General features: G+C 53.0%; 13 protein-coding genes. 3 read left to right on the forward strand and 10 right to left on the reverse strand.

The window, feature by feature from the left end:
• Nucleotides 1–37 precede the first annotated feature (37 nt).
• The 4 genes from AC6I7T_RS22705 to AC6I7T_RS22720 form a co-directional block, all read right to left on the reverse strand.
• Nucleotides 38–1,843, reverse strand: a complete 1,806-nt coding sequence (locus tag AC6I7T_RS22705) for a mechanosensitive ion channel family protein (protein ID WP_497790015.1) — start codon at nt 1,841–1,843, stop codon at nt 38–40.
• Between the two features lie 210 nt (nt 1,844–2,053).
• Nucleotides 2,054–4,000 carry a DNA ligase D gene (ligD, locus tag AC6I7T_RS22710; protein WP_497790016.1) on the reverse strand — a complete coding sequence of 649 codons (1,947 nt, stop codon included), beginning with the start codon at nt 3,998–4,000 and terminating at the stop codon, nt 2,054–2,056.
• A gap of 415 nt (nt 4,001–4,415) precedes the next feature.
• Nucleotides 4,416–5,072 carry a ZIP family metal transporter gene (locus AC6I7T_RS22715; RefSeq protein WP_497790018.1) on the reverse strand — a complete coding sequence of 219 codons (657 nt, stop codon included), beginning with the start codon at nt 5,070–5,072 and terminating at the stop codon, nt 4,416–4,418.
• A 280-nt stretch (nt 5,073–5,352) separates the two neighbouring features.
• On the reverse strand, nt 5,353–6,693 hold the full coding sequence (locus AC6I7T_RS22720; RefSeq protein ID WP_497790019.1) for a hypothetical protein: 1,341 nt from the start codon (nt 6,691–6,693) through the stop codon (nt 5,353–5,355).
• A gap of 1,038 nt (nt 6,694–7,731) precedes the next feature.
• On the opposite strand from AC6I7T_RS22720, the gene AC6I7T_RS22725 reads away from it, so the two are divergent.
• Complete coding sequence (locus tag AC6I7T_RS22725) at nt 7,732–7,893, forward strand: hypothetical protein (protein WP_497790020.1); 162 nt, start codon at nt 7,732–7,734, stop codon at nt 7,891–7,893.
• Nucleotides 7,894–7,916: 23 nt separating this feature from the next.
• Here AC6I7T_RS22725 and AC6I7T_RS22730 read toward each other — a convergent pair whose 3' ends face one another.
• Nucleotides 7,917–8,279 carry a hypothetical protein gene (locus AC6I7T_RS22730; RefSeq protein ID WP_497790021.1) on the reverse strand — a complete coding sequence of 121 codons (363 nt, stop codon included), beginning with the start codon at nt 8,277–8,279 and terminating at the stop codon, nt 7,917–7,919.
• A gap of 117 nt (nt 8,280–8,396) precedes the next feature.
• On the opposite strand from AC6I7T_RS22730, the gene AC6I7T_RS22735 reads away from it, so the two are divergent.
• The gene (locus AC6I7T_RS22735; protein WP_497790023.1) at nt 8,397–8,675 is read left to right on the forward strand and encodes a hypothetical protein; all 279 of its coding nucleotides are present in this window, start codon (nt 8,397–8,399) and stop codon (nt 8,673–8,675) included.
• Nucleotides 8,676–8,850: 175 nt separating this feature from the next.
• Here the strand turns inward: AC6I7T_RS22735 and AC6I7T_RS22740 are convergent, their stop codons facing one another.
• The 3 genes from AC6I7T_RS22740 to AC6I7T_RS22750 all read right to left on the reverse strand — a co-directional run bounded on the left by AC6I7T_RS22740 (nt 8,851) and on the right by AC6I7T_RS22750 (nt 10,743).
• Complete coding sequence (locus AC6I7T_RS22740) at nt 8,851–9,186, reverse strand: hypothetical protein (protein ID WP_497790024.1); 336 nt, start codon at nt 9,184–9,186, stop codon at nt 8,851–8,853.
• Between the two features lie 164 nt (nt 9,187–9,350).
• Nucleotides 9,351–9,848, reverse strand: a complete 498-nt coding sequence (locus tag AC6I7T_RS22745; protein WP_497790025.1) for a DUF4149 domain-containing protein — start codon at nt 9,846–9,848, stop codon at nt 9,351–9,353.
• A gap of 25 nt (nt 9,849–9,873) precedes the next feature.
• A complete protein-coding gene (locus tag AC6I7T_RS22750) occupies nt 9,874–10,743 on the reverse strand; it encodes a zinc metalloprotease HtpX (RefSeq protein ID WP_497790027.1) in 870 nt (289 codons plus the stop codon).
• Between the two features lie 297 nt (nt 10,744–11,040).
• On the opposite strand from AC6I7T_RS22750, the gene AC6I7T_RS22755 reads away from it, so the two are divergent.
• Entirely contained in the window at nt 11,041–14,529 is a 3,489-nt protein-coding gene (locus tag AC6I7T_RS22755) for a TonB-dependent receptor (RefSeq protein ID WP_497790028.1), read from the forward strand.
• An 80-nt stretch (nt 14,530–14,609) separates the two neighbouring features.
• Here the strand turns inward: AC6I7T_RS22755 and AC6I7T_RS22760 are convergent, their stop codons facing one another.
• Both AC6I7T_RS22760 and AC6I7T_RS22765 read right to left on the reverse strand, forming a co-directional pair.
• Nucleotides 14,610–15,923, reverse strand: coding sequence for a peptidase associated/transthyretin-like domain-containing protein (locus AC6I7T_RS22760; protein ID WP_497790030.1), 1,314 nt, complete (start codon nt 15,921–15,923; stop codon nt 14,610–14,612).
• A 204-nt stretch (nt 15,924–16,127) separates the two neighbouring features.
• Nucleotides 16,128–16,322 (reverse strand): hypothetical protein, encoded by a 195-nt coding sequence (locus AC6I7T_RS22765; protein ID WP_497790031.1) that lies wholly within the window; start codon nt 16,320–16,322, stop codon nt 16,128–16,130.
• Between the last annotated feature and the right edge of the window lie 48 nt (nt 16,323–16,370).

Below are 16,370 nucleotides of genomic sequence, written 5' to 3' on the forward strand. Positions count from 1 at the left end.
TGCGCAAGATAGTCCTGTCTGGATTTTTCACGATGGTCTATTGGACTGCGGCCTTAGCCTGCATCCCTTCGATGAGCTTCTGGTAGATTCTTGAGCGGATCGGCAAACGTTCGGAGGCGCGGGCGACATAACGGACCGTTACCTCGATGCTCCCGTTTACCGGACGGACGCTGACATTCGGTGTGGCTGAAAAGTTTTTCAGACTATAGCTTCCGGATGCGCGCTTCCATTCCTTTTCAGCCAGTTCCGTGGAATTCCCAATCTCTTGATTCACAATGCCAACAATGCGGTCCGTGTCTTCCTGGAGATTATCTCCGGATGGAACATTTACTCGTACTTCATCCCACAACCATTGACCGACGGTCGAAAAGTTGAAGTACTGTCCCTCAATTGCGAAGCTGTTAAAGAAGGTGACCCTTCGGCCTGTAGGATGTCCTGCTGCAGTCCAATTGCCCGTTTCCATCAGGACAGTGCGGAAGAGTCCCACCTTCACGATCTCACCTGCCACACCGTTGATTTCGACCCAGTCGCCAATCCGTACTCCATTCCTCCCGATCAGGACAAACCAGCCGCAGATAGCGACGATAAAGTCCTTTAAGACAACTGTAAGTCCTGCGGTTACTAACCCAATAATTGTCGAAAGCTGCGGTGGCGGTCCCAGGATGATTATCAGGATCATTCCAAAGATCAGGATCTGAACCACCAGTGTGGAGATAAGTCGCAGGTGATGGAATTTCCGATGATCGTTGCCGAATCTTTCAAAGATGCGGGAAAGCAGCGCATCGAGAACGATTGCAATGATGACCCAGGCGATGACAATACCGCAAACACGGATGATGCGATGCAGAACGGTGAGCCGCTGCAATCGAACCAATTCGCCCCAGCTTTGATAGATCTCTGCCAGCTGTTGCTCGTCGCGAATGCGCTTGTCGTATTCGACAAGCGTCTTTCGCTGGTCGCCGACCTTGCGCATGGATGCGATTGCTGCTTTGCGGGTGTCCGTACCTGGCGCGGTATTTTGTGCAACAGCCTCCGTCTCGGCCTGCATGGAGTTGGCAGCTTTTTCTGTGGTAGCCTCAAGCGCTTCGTGCTTCTTGCTCAGCGTCGCTACCATGCTCAGGGCATCCTGACGAGCTGCCGCTAACTCTTTCATCCGCTCTCCGAGCGAGGCGTAGGCCTGGATCTTTCCTGGAAGAGTGCGTAGAGCTTGCGGCGTTTCCTGTGTCGCGGTGATGGAGTTAACTGTCCCGGAGTTCTTCTGGATTTGCTGGTAGGCTTCGAGTGCCTCCTGCAGCTTGACGCTTCTGCCTCCGCCTGCACGGATAAAATCTTCATGCAGGTCGTCGAGTTCGTTCTCATCCAAAGCCAGTTGAGCATTGGCTTCATCGAGATCGTCCTGAGCGCCTTCCTGGTCTGCAGCTTCGGCCAGGGCTTTTTGTAGACGCGTAACTGTCTGCTGCTCCTGCTTAACCCGAACTTGCAGCGCGGACATCCTCTGAGAAAGCTTTTCTGCAGCAGCGGAGAGTGTAGGCGCTTCAGCCGTTGCCTGCCTCAAGGCGGTGGCAAAGGCCTGGGAAACCTCGTGGTCGGCGAGGTGCAGAGCCTGCTCCGCGTACTGGTGTTCCTGTGCGGTTGCTGCCAGCGAAGCTAATCGGCGCGCCGTGTTCAGCGGCTTCTGGTCGACAAGCCCACCTGTGCTCGGCATCGCTGCGGGAGCATTGTATTCAAGGGAGGCATCACCCCCGCGAGTTAAATATCCAAACAGGATCAGACTGGCAAAGACCAGCCCCAGCATTAAAAGAAGCCAGCGGCGCCCGGTTGTCCAGCGAGAGATGTTTACCATAGCGAACGGGGAAGTGCTCCTAAGGACCAGAAATTAGATGTTGTGGTGTTTGGTTGAAGATAATCCGGAGCAACGTGCTTACACTTACATGACAGTGTAAACACAATAATTGCTCTTATGTCTCTATAAGACGATATCAAATTCCGGTGAAAGGGAATTGAATGCGAGTCCGATTCCGGGGAAGAAGCCGTGGTCGGCAGGAATTTAGCTCTAAAGGCTCTGCAGAATTTTTTCCAGCCGCGTTAGCGGTCCGGTAAGCGTCTGTTCTCCGGAAAGAGTGGGGTGAAAGAGGTCCCCATATTTTTCCGTCCGCTTCCTGAGTGTGCGGATGGAAAAGCTGTAGGGGGTACGCCGCTTGTGAACCTCGCTCCACATCAGGGGAGTAGAGACCGGGGCTCCATCATGTGCACGTACCGAGTAAACGGAAGCTAACGTCTTGCCCTTCGCAATTTGTAGATAATCGAAATAGACCTTTCCTGCCTGCCGCTTTTCAACCGAACGCGGAGTGGTAAAGAGGTCGGGCTTGCGTTCTTGTACTGCTCGTGACAGCAGTTCTGCAAAACCTCGGACATTGGCATAGCTATATCCGTGACGGAGTGGGATACAAATGTGGAATCCGTCGCCTCCCGAGGTTTTGGGATAGCTCTCCAGTTCGCAGTCCTCCAACACTCCTCGCGTCAATAAAGCCGCTTCCATAACCTTGTCATAGGAGCACTGATAGGGATCGAGGTCGATCAGGAGATAATCCGGCGAGTCAAGCGAAGAAAGGCGGCTCATCCACGGGTTGTGATCGATGCAGCCAAGGTTCACGAGGAAATAGAGTCCGGCAGCATCGTTGCAGACGATGAATTTGTTCTCCTCCTCATCGCTGCGTTGCAGCCACTCCGGAATACCTCGTTCTGCGTCTTTCTGAAAGAATGCTTCTTCGTGAATACCGTCAGGGTAGCGACGCAAGGACAGCGGGCGGTCCTTCAGATGGGGGATCAGAATCTCCGCTATATCCGCGTAATACGAAATAATGTCTGATTTTGTATAGCGATCGTTGGGAAAGTAGATCTTATTTAAATTAGTCAGTGTAACTTCGTGTTTTCCCAGACGAAGATCTACGGAATCCTTCTGCTCGGGAATTGCTGGAATCGTTGTAACCTGTGCTGTCCTTTTCGGTGCTGGCTCTGCACTAGCGGGAAGATCTGCCGGCACGGAAAGAGGATGCGAGGGCGGGTCCAGAGTGCTATCTTCGCGGATACATTGTTCCGGCGTGATGTCGGTTCGAAGTCCAAGGAAAACAGGAGCTCGCAGACGATCTTCTTTCGTCCATTGCGTGTATTTGATTCGTGATACTAACTCCGGTTTGATCCACGTGACCTCTCCCGTAATCCGAGGATTGGCCGCAAACGGGTATTTTTTGATTACGCGTTGATCCATGAGGCCCCGCAGCTCTTTCTGCTGCGCTGTATCGAATCCCGTACCCACATTCCCAATGTAGGTCAACTCGCCGTCGCGATAGAGTCCCAGAATGAGTGAGGCAAAAGCCTCGCGTTTGCCCATGGTGAAGCCGCAGATCACACAATCCTGTTCCTGTACGAGTTTTATCTTGCGCCAACTGCTCGTGCGGCGGCCCTCGTACACGCTGCGGGCATCCTTGGCCATAACACCTTCGAGCCCGTGCTTCCTGGCAAAATCGAGCAACACCTTTCCATTTCCGCGAGAGCTGGAAGAGAGCCGGATCACGGCGGATTCTTCCACTACTGTCTCCAGGAGCTTGAACCGCTCTTCAAGTGGGACACTGCGAAGGTCGTATCCGTCGAGATAGAGGAGATCGAAGAGAATCAGGACAGCATCTGAGCGAGTTTGCTTCAACCGGCTCAACATGATTCTTGGCTGTAGTGCCTGGAAGTCGGCGCGGCCCTGTTCATCGAAGACGACAATTTCGCCATCCAGAATTGCTTCTTCCGCATGAAGACACTCGATGGCTTTCTTCAGTTCTGGGAATTGACTTGTTAAGGAGGTGCCATTGCGGCTCAGGAGGGTTATCTGACTCTTCTGCAGAAAACAAAGGCTGCGGATTCCATCCCACTTAATCTCGAAAAGCCAATCTTTTCCGGCAGGAAGCTCCTCGGTAAGTGTGGCAAGCTGAGGAGTTACCTCGGCTGGCATCTGCGCCTTCCGCGCTCCCGGTAGACGGTTCAACCTCCCAAAAGATATCGATACCGGTGGAGGTGCTAGAGCTGCTTTTCCCGGGGACATGGTTGTGGGTCCTCATTCTGCCTGGGACCTGGGATTCTCCCTTCCCGTGATGGCATATTTATCTTCAAGCTTCAAGAGCAGCCATCGCGCACTTTTTTCTTTCGTGAGATTGAGCGTTACAGGGATTTTCTTCTAACCTCTTCCCCTGCAACGAGAAAGCGCTTTCCCGATTCGAGATGGCCCTTTCGACAGAACAGCACTCCTCCTCCGGACAATTGAATTCGCGCGCAACATATCCCCATCTCTGATCAGGATGGAGCGGTTTTGGGACTCGGTTGCTTGTGAAGGCGATAGATTCTTGCCGAAGACGGAATCCAGAGATGTTCTAGAAGGCAATCAGGGTTCGTAAGCCCAGGAAGGCGGCAACTCCAAGAAAGAAGACCAGCGCCATACGGAATCCAGGTTCTTTGTTGATCTCTGGAATCAGGTCGGTAGCAGCAACATAGATCGCTACTCCGGCAGAGAGGGGCAACCCGAATTTCACGAAACCGGGGAGCAGCTCGATTACCAGAACGCCCAGAATCGTAGTTGTTGCCAGCAGGAATGAGGCGTTGAGTGCCATCCGTACCCCTCTTCCGCTTGCCAGCATGATCGATGCGATGGTGAAACCTTCCGGCGTCTTGTGCAGAAAGACTGCGATAAAGATCAGCCAACCCAGCCAGTGAGAAAGGGTAAAGCCTGAGCCGATGGCGACTCCATCGAAGAGGGAATGAACCGCCAGGCCTCCAAGCACCGAGTAGCCTGTCCTTGCTGAGAGGAACTCTTCGGGATGTGTTTCTTCCCCAAAATGAAAATGCGGCGTGATGGTGTGTTCCATCAGGTGGAGTATGCAGTAGCCAACGAGAATAAGAATCGGTGTAATGGTAGCCGACAGCCGGAAGCTCTCGGGAATCATCTCCAATATCGCGGCAGCCATCATGAAGCCTGCACCCAAGGCGATGGTGTAACGCAACGACCGCTGGCCCCACTTGGCGCGAACCAAAAGAAACCCGCCGAGTATATCCGCCAGGGCGGCAACGGCACCGAGGATGAGCGAAGGAATCAGGACAGCACCTCAATTACTGAGGCTTCCACACGGATTGCTCGTCGTGAATTGTCGGTCTTGGATCCAAAACTGGCCCTGCCCGCTTCCGGCAGGACATAACTATCAAAATTCATCCGCTTCCTACTGCACTCTGAGGGGGTTCGTCAATCTTTGATCATACATGGTGAGGCTGAATCGTGCCGAGAGCACAGCTTTAGGATTTCGGTCTGAGGCCAATCTACCGGCATCCGACGGGCCTATTCAGTAATTTCAGCATGTCCGGGCCGTGGTCGTCGGCAACAGCGTTGATGTACTCCTCCAGATAGCTGTAGCCGGTCGTGGGATCGATCTTGCTTGCGTCGGAGGGATCAGCCGGATTCAGTTTATGAGACGCTTCCCAAACATCGGGAATACCATCCTGATCCTTATCTTCAGGGGCTTTGCCGCTGCGCAGCTTTGGTGCTCCACCAACCTGCTCTTCCGTATCGATAATCTGTCCGGCCGTTCCCAGTGAGAGTACATGGCCAACAAGCCTTTCGTCGACTGAATCCCGGCACAGCGTATCTCCGGCTGTGGCAATTACTTTATTGAATGCCGCTTCAGGCGAATCGGTTTGGACCGTTGGTGCCGCATTCAGTACAGAGCGGGAATCGACCTTCGCCGTGGCACGAAGAAAGTCGTCGTCTGTGATGAGACGTCCATCCAGCTTTCCGTTGCGATTGAGGTCTACCATATTGTTCGCCTGATAGACATGGTCGGAGGGCCAGAACATCGAGATAAAGGCGTCGTTTTTTGAACTCGGTCCCTTCAGAAAGTAGTTGCCGATAAGATCTGCATAGTGGTCCCACTGCGAATGTCCACCAACATAGGCACTCACTCCCCAGTTATAGACCACGTTATTCACATATTGAATGTGACCTTTGCCTTTGGGATTGCGGCTCTGGTTGTCCACCCATAAGTTATGGCTCAAGGTCATGAAATCACTCTCGCAGAGACACCCAAAACGTTGCGGCCCGATGGCTTCTCCTATCAAGGAATTCTGAATTGTGATGTAGGAGGAGCGCGCCGCCTGAATATCGTCCCAACGTCCCCATTCAATGGAAGCGTGATCGACAATAACTCGATGGGCATCGCTGATGTTGAGCGAACTTACTTTGGGCGACTCTGCAATTCCGCCGCGCAGACGAAGATAGCGCAGAATGACATTGCCTTTGGCGGCGGAGACCTTCGCTCCATAGATCATGATGCCGTCGCCGGGAGCTGTCTGTCCCGCCACCGTAATGTTGCTTGCGATTTCGACATTGGAGTGGAGTTGAATAATGCCGGAAACTGCAAAGACCACAATTGCATTCGGCTTCGATACTGCTTCACGAAACGATCCGGGACCGGAGTCATTCAGATTCGTAACATATACGGCTCTGAATCCCCGTCCCCCTGAAACGTCAGCCCCATAGCCTTCCGCGCCAGGAAAGGCGATGGGAGCAGCCCAGCCAATATTGGCCAGCCCGCAAACCGTCAACAACAGGAATGTCGCCTGCCACACGCGCCGAGTCCAGCAATCTAAATGCAATATCTTCATAAATGGGGTTTGATCCTTTCGATAAGCCGACGCGATTAAGTGAAAATCCGAATTACGATTCGGATTTTTCCAGCACTGTATCCTGAATGCCGTTCGCAGATCGTCCCTTCTGACGTGGCGAACAATACCAAAACTACAAAGCAGCCGTGCCGTACATGGCAGTGGCTGCTAAGTCGAAAAATGAAAACGAGACAGTGAAGTTTACCATCTCGCTCTCGTCGTTATTTACATAACGCAAGACGTACTGAATAGTGAGGCGTCGCTAAAGCAAATACCACGTTATGGCATCGCTAAAAAAAGAAAATGTACCGCCGGTCTCCAGGCCGGCTGTCGTGTGGGCGTCCTCGCCCACACAGAGGATGCAGCGTTGAACATGAAACTTCGGATTAATATTCGATCTTCCCAGGTGGAGGGCCTGGAGACCCTCCACGACAGCCGGCCTGGAGACCGGCGGTACAACGGGGGACTGCAGGCTCCCACCGTGGTCATACTCGCGCTCCCGTATAAGGAGCAACACTGAGAGAACGTCCGGAGCATCATTCCAACCCTTTTCCCAATCCATGTTCCCGTGAAGGGAACCGACGTGGGAACAGTGATTGTTACGAATTGAGGTTTGTGTTTCAATCCACGCTCCCGTGAAGGGAGCGACGGCGGCATGTCTAAGGTGTACATGCTGCTAGGCCTAGACGCTTTCACCTTTGCTCCGGACAATGGAAATCAGGCAATCGCTCTTCTATGTCGGATCTCAGGACAGCAACCATTCATCGAGGGCCTTGATAGGCGCGGATGTCTTCCCCTAGCCCGCATTATTCATGAATAGCTGTCGGTCTCTGAAAAGCAGCAATGATGCACTTCTTTCGATTCCAGGATTTTGACCGCCAAACAGTCTGTCAGTCGCGACCGGATGCAAAAACAGGGCTCAAGTGTGCATAGGAAGCGGGTTTCCGAGAATCCAGCTCCGAAATTCATGAATAATGCAGGCTAGACATGCTCTAAATTAGTTATTTAGTTATATTGGCCAGGATTTCTTGAGATGTTATGATGATGGCACTTCGTGGAAGAGCGGCGCTCGGCAAGGACGATGTTCAAAATTTCGACACTGTAGAGCCGGAATCCGCTACACCTCGAAGCGGGTTGGACCCGGTTTCGGGACGCATAGGTGTTCGCAGCACCAAATACGCCCCTGGCCAATTCACCTAAGAGGCAGGTTACTATGGTTGACATCAAGGATACCGTTTCCCCATTTCCGGTACAACCGATGCGGTTGTATCGCGCATTTCTTGAGCCTTTCTCCGTTCCGGATGAGGGCTACTCGCCTCCGAATCCATAAAAATTACAAATAACGATTCTCGTTCCGATTGCGGTCTTCGTTCGCCATAGTGGCTGACGACAAGGGCCGTTGCGTCTCCATGCTCCGACGCGGTCGGCTCTCTGTTGGCTATTGGTGTGCCGACGATGAGGGAAGGGGATTCGTGTATCTCCTTTGAGGGCAGCGGTGCTTTGTCTTTCGAGATTCGGCGCCGGTGTGTCCTCATTCTCCAGTGCACGTTTGTGCCATCGTTCTTGCCTGCGACGGCAACAAGCATGTCTCCCGGTTACGAATCAAGGAGACGGTATTCCTTTTGTGCAGCCCTTCTCGTTTGGCTCGGGAATGGCTGCACCTTTCCCCGATGCGCTTGAATGTCATGTTCGAGGGAGATTTTATGATACAGAACCAGCAAGAGAAGCAAGGCTTACCTAAGGCTGTCGATTTAGTCGGACGTCCGGCGCAGTTATATGAGTTACACGAAAGCAGCGGGGAAGAGAGGAAAGGAACAGGTCTGGCGCAGTGGCTGAAGCCGCCTCCCGATAGAACTATTGTCATTGCGGCTCGCGATGTCGAGAGCGCTTTGACGTATATTCACTCCCACATCCCGGATTTTCGTGTTCAGAGTGTGACCCCGCGTGGTGGCGTTCTGATGGTGGTTGAGCGGGGTTCGTGAGTTTCTTACTTGACTTTCGTATAACTTGGGGAGTTATGCGGATTTATGGAGGATTTCTCCCCGCCACCTATGGGGCGGGGATTTTGTTGGGGGGAGCTAACCCAGCGCTTCCGTCCGCAACGTGGACTCCGCGCTGGGCTAGTGTCGATTCGCCCCGCTGGGGCGAAGTGCCGATCTATCTTGTGTGAGACCACGGTAGAAGATAGGTCTCAAATAACCATGCCAGGAAAAAGAGAACAGCGATTCCGGTTGAAGTCCATAGAAAGACTTGCATCGGGAAGGTCGATGTTAGGCGCAGGCTATGTCTTGTGGTATTGAGTCGCTGTTCCGTTGTCCGGAAGAGCTGTCCGCTCAGGGTTGCCAGTCCTGCGGCGAAGACGAAAAGCTTCATGAGTTCCATAAGCCGTTCCGGGAGACTCAGCGAAAGGGCCAGAAAGGCTTGATGGAATAATGCACAGAGAGTGAGTATCAGGAGTAGAAAAGATACGAACTGGGCGAGTTCCATGAACATGGTTCTGCCTCTTTCGTCTCTTCGCCCGGCGTTTTCAGAGATCCGGGCGATTCTGGCAAAAGTCTAGTCCTATTGTGTAAGTGTCACAAGAGAAACTATCCCTCGGGCGGGTAGAGCAGTTCCGGCGATACATCGGTGGCGGTCAGAAACCGCCACCTTCCTGCTCAGCCTTCTTTGTTCGTGGGTGCAGCGTTGGCCAACAGAAAGAGCAGTGCGACTCCGCAGAGCAGAACGCCTCCTTCTACTTTCTCTGAGATCTTGTGCAGGCGATTGAAGCTGACGCGGGCAGGGTCGGTAGGTGCAACGCTGTTAACTGCGCCACCTGCTTGAAGCCGGTACTGCTCCATACGCGGGATGATTCCGAACTGTGAGAAGGCAGTAAGAGCCAGCATGCAGAAGAGAGCAATAAGCGGAAGCTTCAGCTTCTGCTGTGAGTAGATCTCCAGCCGTCCGGCTGCTGTTATCAGGAGCACCAGGATGACGCCGCAAATGAGTCCCATCCAGTGCAGGATGCGTAGGGATGCGCCTACGATGGTACCTGCCTGATGGGTATCAGGCAGGCTGAGAAAGGTGAGAGGCGCCTGTACAAAGGCGAAGAAGATCAGGCCTCCGATCCAGATAGCGAGGCAAAGCATCGTCAGGGTTCGAACTAGAGTCTTCATCCGATTCGCGTTCTCCCCTTCAATCCTACTCGATCACGTTGCCGTAGACAGAGGGGCGGCCAATCAAGCGCTCGATTCTTTTCGTGATCGGCGGATGCGTCGAGAAGAGGCTGGCAAAGTCTCGTGTGCTGATCATCGGCTGCACGATAAAGAGATGCGCAGTGGAAGGCGAAGCCTGCATCGGTAGACGGTGCGAATAGGCTTCCAATTTTTCCAGCGCACTGGCAAGCGCATAAGGATTCCCGGTGATCTGGGCTCCGGTGGCATCGGCCTCATATTCCCGGGAACGGGAGATTGCCAACTGAATTAAAGTTGCGGCAATTGGAGCGAGGATCAGCATGAACAGTGCGGCAAAGCCGCCTCCACGATCACGATCGTCGCGGTTGCCGTAGCCGCCAAAAAGCGACGCCCAGTAACCCATACGCGCCAGCATGGTAATTGCTCCGGCCAGAGTGGCTGCGATGGAGCTGGTCAAGATGTCGCGGTTGCGGACATGGCCAAGCTCGTGAGCGAGAACGCCTTCCAACTCGTCGTCATTTAGCAGATTGAGAATGCCGGAGGTTACGGCTACCGAGGAGTGCTGCGGGTTTCTGCCGGTAGCAAATGCATTGGGTGAGTCCGAAGGGATCACGTAAATCTTCGGCATGGGCAGGCCGGTGCGTTGCGTCATTCTCTCGACGACGTCATAGACGCGCGGCAGTTCTTCCCTGCTGGCGGGTTGTGCACGATACATGCTCAAGGCCAGCTTGTCGGAATAGAAATAGGAAACGAAGTTCATGATGGCCGCGAGACCGAAGGCCAGGACCGCTCCCTGACTGCCACCAATGACGCTGCCAAAGAAGATCAGGGCCAAGGTTAGAAGCGTCAGGAGAAAAGCTGTCTTTAAGGTATTCATTTTCAGGGGCCTCTCAATCCCACCCCCGATATCTATTTTCTCACCTCAGGGGTTGTAACCTTATCTTCGACTCCTCGCAGTGGAATTAGTCATCCGGGGGATGCGAGGGCAACGACATTTCACGGATTTTTGTGAAGCATAAAAGTCTTTTCCTTGCATCAGATAAAGCGAAAAGAGATACACCTGTTCCATTACTTCTTCTTTTCTAGCTGGACGTGTAATACCCTCTCACTACTTCATCGTTTCGCCCTATCGAACAAAATGCTGTTGATCCGGTTTGAAGAACAAGGAGAAAGAGTGCTCAAGAGGTGGTCGAAGCTTGTTTGGATGTTTTCGCTGCTCATGGGATTCCTGTCCTCTTTCTCCAGTGCCCAGACGGATAGCGGGCAATTGGCAGGTACCGTTACCGATTCGTCAGGCGCGCTGGTGGCTAAAGCTACCGTTATCCTCCGTAGCCTGAGCACGAATATCAGCCGCACGCAAACTACTTCAAAGCAGGGAGATTACAGCTTTACGGGGCTGCCTGCGGATACGTATTCCATCTTTGTAAAGACTGCCGACCGCCAGTCCTACACAGGCAAGGTTCAGGTTACGGTAGGTAGCCGGGTAACTCTGAATCCCAAACTGTCCATTCAAACCGATACGACAGAGGTAGAGGTTCTGGCAGAGGGCGGAGCTCAGATTAATCTGCAGTCGCAGGAGCTGTCACAGATAGTCAGCCGCCAGCAGGTTACGCAACTGCCGAGTTTGACTCGCAATCCTTACGACTTCGTCGCTCTAGCCGGGAACATTTCTTCCGGAGACCGTTCCGCGCAGGGACGGAATCAAAATGCCACGGTTCGCGGTGTGGGCTTCAGTATTAACGGGCAGCGTTCCTCGGGAACGGAGATCTTGCTGGATGGTGTGGAGAATACGGATCTCTATGCTGCGGGTGTGGGTATTACGGTACCGATTGATGCTGTCCAGGAATACCGGGTACAGACAAGCAATTTCGATCCGCAATACGGACGCGCTTCCGGCGGTGTCGTCAATGTTGTCACCAAAGCAGGAACTAATTCCTTTCATGGAAGTGTGTGGGAGTTCAATCGTCTTGCCGCATTTACATCCAATACTGTTACGAATGCACAGAACAATCTGACGAAGGGCAACTATACACGGAATCAGTTTGGCTTTGCTGCCGGTGGGCCGGTTCTCAAGGATAGGCTGTTCTTTTTCCAGAGTGTGGAGTGGCTGCGGGTCCGCAGCGCCAGTAATCAGATCTCCGTTGTTCCCACGCCTGAGCTGCTGGCTGCGGCTGCTCCGAATGTACAGGAGTATTTCCACACGTATGGGAATCGGAGCTTTCGCTTCCTGCGGACTTATACCGCGCAAGAGATGCTGGATGGAGGCGATGGCGTGAATCCCAATGGCTCGCTGGTGAGCGTTCTTGGCTTGTCTACTCCAGCGTTTGGGGCAGTAGCGTATAAGGCTCCTACGGACTCCGGTGGCGGTTATCCGCAGAATTCCTGGAACATGGTTAGCCGGGTTGACTGGAATCTTTCCGCGAAGACACAGAGCTCCTTTCGCTATGTGCAATACGGCTTGACGGCGCAGGGATCGGCCTTTACCTCTCCTTATCCGCAATACGATGTCGGAGAAAATGACAGGAATTATGCGGTTCTCGTCAATGTTTCCCATGCCTTTCGGTCATCGTTGCTGACGAATACCAAGCTGAGTTTTTCAAGATTGAATTCGCAGCTTATCTACGACAAGGCGCTGCAATCCACTCCCACGCTCTTTGCCGGAGCACGAGCGACCGTTGGCGGAAATTATGTTCAGCTTCCGGGTTTTTACGATCTCAATCCCATTGGGGGAGGTTTGCCTTATGGCGGGCCGCAGAATGAGATTCAGTGGAACCAGGATCTGGATTGGACAAAGGGAACTCATACGATGCAGTTCGGCAGTCAGGTCCTCTATGTCCAGAACAATCGTGCGTATGGAGCCTATGGTCAGGGTGTCGAACAGTTAGGGCAGGATACGCCTACCAGTTTCGACCATTTGCTAACGGGCGATCTTTATCAGTTTCAAGCTGCCGTAGATCCGAAGGGCGCCTTGCCTTGCCTCGATGCTTCCAATCCAACGGCTTCTTGTCTGGTTACCTTGCCTGCTTCAGCTCCAAACTTCGCGCGAAGCAACAGGTTTCACGATTGGGCTGTTTATGGCCAGGATCGATGGAGAGCGACCTCCCGGCTGACGCTCAGTTATGGCCTGCGCTATGAGTATTACGGCGTTCAGCACAATAATCATGCAAAGTTCGATTCGAACTTTTATTACGGTTCCGGTCCCGGCTATTTTGACTCCATTCGGAATGGCCAGGTTTATACCGTTCCGGATAGTCCGGTGCGGGCGCTCTGGGAGCCTACTTACGGAGCGCTAAGTCCGCGAATCGGCTTTGCCTACGATTTGCTTGGAGACAGCAGGACCAGTTTGCGCGGAGGGTATGGAATTTCTTATGAGAGGAATTTCGGACGCGTTACTTTCAACGTGATTCAGAATCCTCCTCACTATGGAGTGATTCAGGTCTTCAATACCAGAGTCACGACAGCCAATCTGGGGCCTCTGGCCGGTGCTACCGGAGCTGTTCCTCTGCCGCGCACGAGTTTGCGAAATGTGGATGAGCACATCAGAACCGCGCAAACGCAGTTCTGGAGCCTTGCTCTGGAGCAGCAGCTTCGTAGAAGTACGATTGCAGCTATCGAGTATTCCGGTGCTCGCGGAATTCATTTATATGACATTCGCGATATCAATGGAGCCGGCCTGGGGAATCTTCTACTCGGTGACTCTATCAATGTAAGTACCGCCAATCCCTGTCCGGCAGACCAGTGGCAGCAGGACCCAGCCGCCTATTCCAGTGTTTGCCGCTTGACCCGGCTGAATCGGCAATATACGAGCATCAACAATCGCGGATCGAATGGAGACTCCTACTACGAGGCGTTCAATCTTCGTTTCCAGACAGAGCATTTTGCGAATACTGGTTTCACTGCAGTGGCAAATTACACTCTTTCTCATTCCATCGATAATCTGAGTACGACCTTTTCCGAGACGAATAATACGGTGAATACCGGTTATACTCAGCCCTTCAATCCTGGATATGATCGAGGTAACAGTGATAGTGACATTCGGCACCGTTTTGCGCTGGCCGGAATCTATGATTTCGTCTGGACGAAGAAACGGCATACACTGCTGGGCCGGGTTGCAGGGGACTGGCAGATAGCAGGCATCTATACCGTGCGTAGCGGAACGCCCTTCAGTTATTTCGATGGAACCAATTACGCCGGTTACGGAGATGTACAGCGGTATGCTCCTTCTACGCCACTGCAGAAACATTCCTTCCGGAAGGCGATTGCGAACAGAGGCGGAAATCTTTATACGATTGCTTCCAATCTGCCTGCCAGCACTCCGGCTGCGAATTCTGCATTAGGTGGCATCTCCGATTGGGGGCCATATCTTCCGAATGCAATTGGACGCAATAGCTTTTATGGGCCGGGGGCATGGAATCTCGATTTGGCGGTCAGCAAGAGATTCCTGCTTTTCGATGGAGTGCGGATGGAGTTGCGCGCAGAAGGATTCGATGTTCTGAATCATCACAATCTGTATGTGCTGGCCACGCGGAATAATCAGACCAACTTCCTGGATGCTAAGGGCGATCCTTTACCCGTTTCGATCTATGCCAGAAAAGGCGGAGTAAATGGAGGGGCTAACGATGAGCGCCGCTTTGGACAGTTCGCGCTGAAGATTGATTTCTAGATTGAACGGGTGCTCCACCTTAACTCGCTTCACGCGCGAGATGGAGCACCCAGAGTTGTGGAATCCAATGTTACTGCAATTTAGGAGACGCCTGTACGCTTTAAGGCGCGACGCATGATTGTTTCCAGGGCTGCCTTCAGCTCGGAGTATTGTGTCTCGTCGAGCTTACCTTCCATGCGCTCGGTTTCTACTGCGAAGAGCTCTTCTTTCAGCGCTTCCATTAGCAATCCGCGATGATTACCTGTTGCCGGAGTGGCAGAGATTACCTTTCCTGCTACAGCTGGGCTGGTGGTTGGGACGGGTGCGTTAGCCGCGTCTGCTGTTGCGGGTGCCGTTTCTGCTCCTGCAGGTTTCCGTAGAAGGAAGCCTGCAACCACAGCCAGAACTACAGAGAGCCCACCTAAGATCCACCACTTGTATTTGCTTAGGGGATCGGGATTGTTGATAGGTTCTCCGAGGCCTCCACCAGGACGGTTGTCGGCGCCAGCTGCAGGCATGCCTGCTCCTTCAGCTTGTTGTCCAGCGGCATCCTGTGCCTCTCTTGGCATCGAGCCCGTTCCAGATAAGGTGAACTCCAGCGGCTGAGATGAAGAGACGTTGCGAGCCAGAAAGGTTTGGGCTTGCACGTTGTCATTGATGGGCTGATATGGAGCGGAGGGTCCGGGCGTAAACTTCATGCTCTTGGGAAGCATGATGGCCAGATTGTCTGCTCCGATTGGCAATCGCGGTGTGATCTTAAAGCTGCCGTTGTAGGGCAGATGATAGCTCAGCTGAAAACGGGTTCCGCTATCCCCTTCATTGGGGCGGATGGGGAAGGCAAAAGCATAGTGCCCCTTTTCGCCCATCGGTACCGGAGAAGAGGCCACGGCCATTCCCGCTGGCGCCATCGCTGCGGAACTATCAATGATTGCGTCTGGCGGGAGATAGATCTCGTAAGAGTGCTCGCTCAGCTGCGTCTTTGGCGGCTGGGAGTTGTTCTTAATAAAGTAATTCTCGGTGACCTTTAACGTTGAGCCGTCGGCTTCGAATCTCAAGACGTCCGCTTCTGTCGAGATGCCATCCACTTTGGGCGCCACATCATAGACCGAGATTTCTGCATCGGAGACGCCGGGCATCATGTTTTTGAAGTAAGCGCCCTTCTGGTGCTCAACGCGAATGAGGTGCGGTCCCGGATCCGAGAATTCGAAGGAGAAATGTCCCTTAGCGTCGGTCTTTGTCCTGCCGGATTCCTGCATTCCCTGCGTTAGTTGAAGCAGGACAACAGTATCGCCAACCGAAGGTTTATTGATGGTCCGATTGGTGACCGTACCGTTAATAGAAGCGCCGTAAAGCGCAGTGCTGGAAAGCAGAGCTACAGCTGCCAGCAAAAGAGAGGAAGATCCACGTAGCTTCATAACTGTGCCTGAATTCTAAATGTTGGAGAGGTATTTCGGTCAGGAAAGGAGAAAGGTGTTTTGTAGCCGAGGCAGATCCGTCAGGCGAACGCACTTCAGTCCAAGGCAGATTGTAGAGGGAATATCCCGTCTAAAGGGGGTCCTTTGGAGGAGTGAAGCCTTCTTGTCGGGCTTTCTTCCTGGAAAGGGGGAGTGCTCCTGCATCTAGTAATAGTTAGCTACTTCGTCGTCGTCTTCGTCGGTATCGTTCTCCGCATTCCCGCTTAAGGTCACGGTATCAGGCTCAAGGTTGGCCTTGGTGCCCTTCCGTGCCGAAGACTTTGCCGGATACGCCGAGGATCTCTTCAGATTCTTCAAGCTCGTACCGGAGATCGGATTAACGGTGATTACGTCGTCCATGTTCCCCTCATCGACCGGTATCTTAGAGAGCTTTAATCGGGGGTAAAA

The organism is Humiphilus diazotrophicus (genome assembly GCF_059726315.1).

What these genes read in the sequence shown, in the direction of transcription:
- AC6I7T_RS22765 (WP_497790031.1), bottom strand. Translation starts at nt 16,322, where the DNA reads ATGGACGACGTAATCACCGTTAATCCGATCTCCGGTACGAGCTTGAAG.
- AC6I7T_RS22720 (WP_497790019.1), bottom strand. Translation starts at nt 6,693, where the DNA reads ATGAAGATATTGCATTTAGATTGCTGGACTCGGCGCGTGTGGCAGGCG.
- AC6I7T_RS22735 (WP_497790023.1), top strand. Translation starts at nt 8,397, where the DNA reads ATGATACAGAACCAGCAAGAGAAGCAAGGCTTACCTAAGGCTGTCGAT.
- ligD (WP_497790016.1), bottom strand. Translation starts at nt 4,000, where the DNA reads ATGCCAGCCGAGGTAACTCCTCAGCTTGCCACACTTACCGAGGAGCTT.
- AC6I7T_RS22740 (WP_497790024.1), bottom strand. Translation starts at nt 9,186, where the DNA reads ATGTTCATGGAACTCGCCCAGTTCGTATCTTTTCTACTCCTGATACTC.
- AC6I7T_RS22730 (WP_497790021.1), bottom strand. Translation starts at nt 8,279, where the DNA reads ATGCTTGTTGCCGTCGCAGGCAAGAACGATGGCACAAACGTGCACTGG.
- AC6I7T_RS22725 (WP_497790020.1), top strand. Translation starts at nt 7,732, where the DNA reads ATGATGATGGCACTTCGTGGAAGAGCGGCGCTCGGCAAGGACGATGTT.
- AC6I7T_RS22745 (WP_497790025.1), bottom strand. Translation starts at nt 9,848, where the DNA reads ATGAAGACTCTAGTTCGAACCCTGACGATGCTTTGCCTCGCTATCTGG.
- AC6I7T_RS22750 (WP_497790027.1), bottom strand. Translation starts at nt 10,743, where the DNA reads ATGAATACCTTAAAGACAGCTTTTCTCCTGACGCTTCTAACCTTGGCC.
- AC6I7T_RS22705 (WP_497790015.1), bottom strand. Translation starts at nt 1,843, where the DNA reads ATGGTAAACATCTCTCGCTGGACAACCGGGCGCCGCTGGCTTCTTTTA.
- AC6I7T_RS22760 (WP_497790030.1), bottom strand. Translation starts at nt 15,923, where the DNA reads ATGAAGCTACGTGGATCTTCCTCTCTTTTGCTGGCAGCTGTAGCTCTG.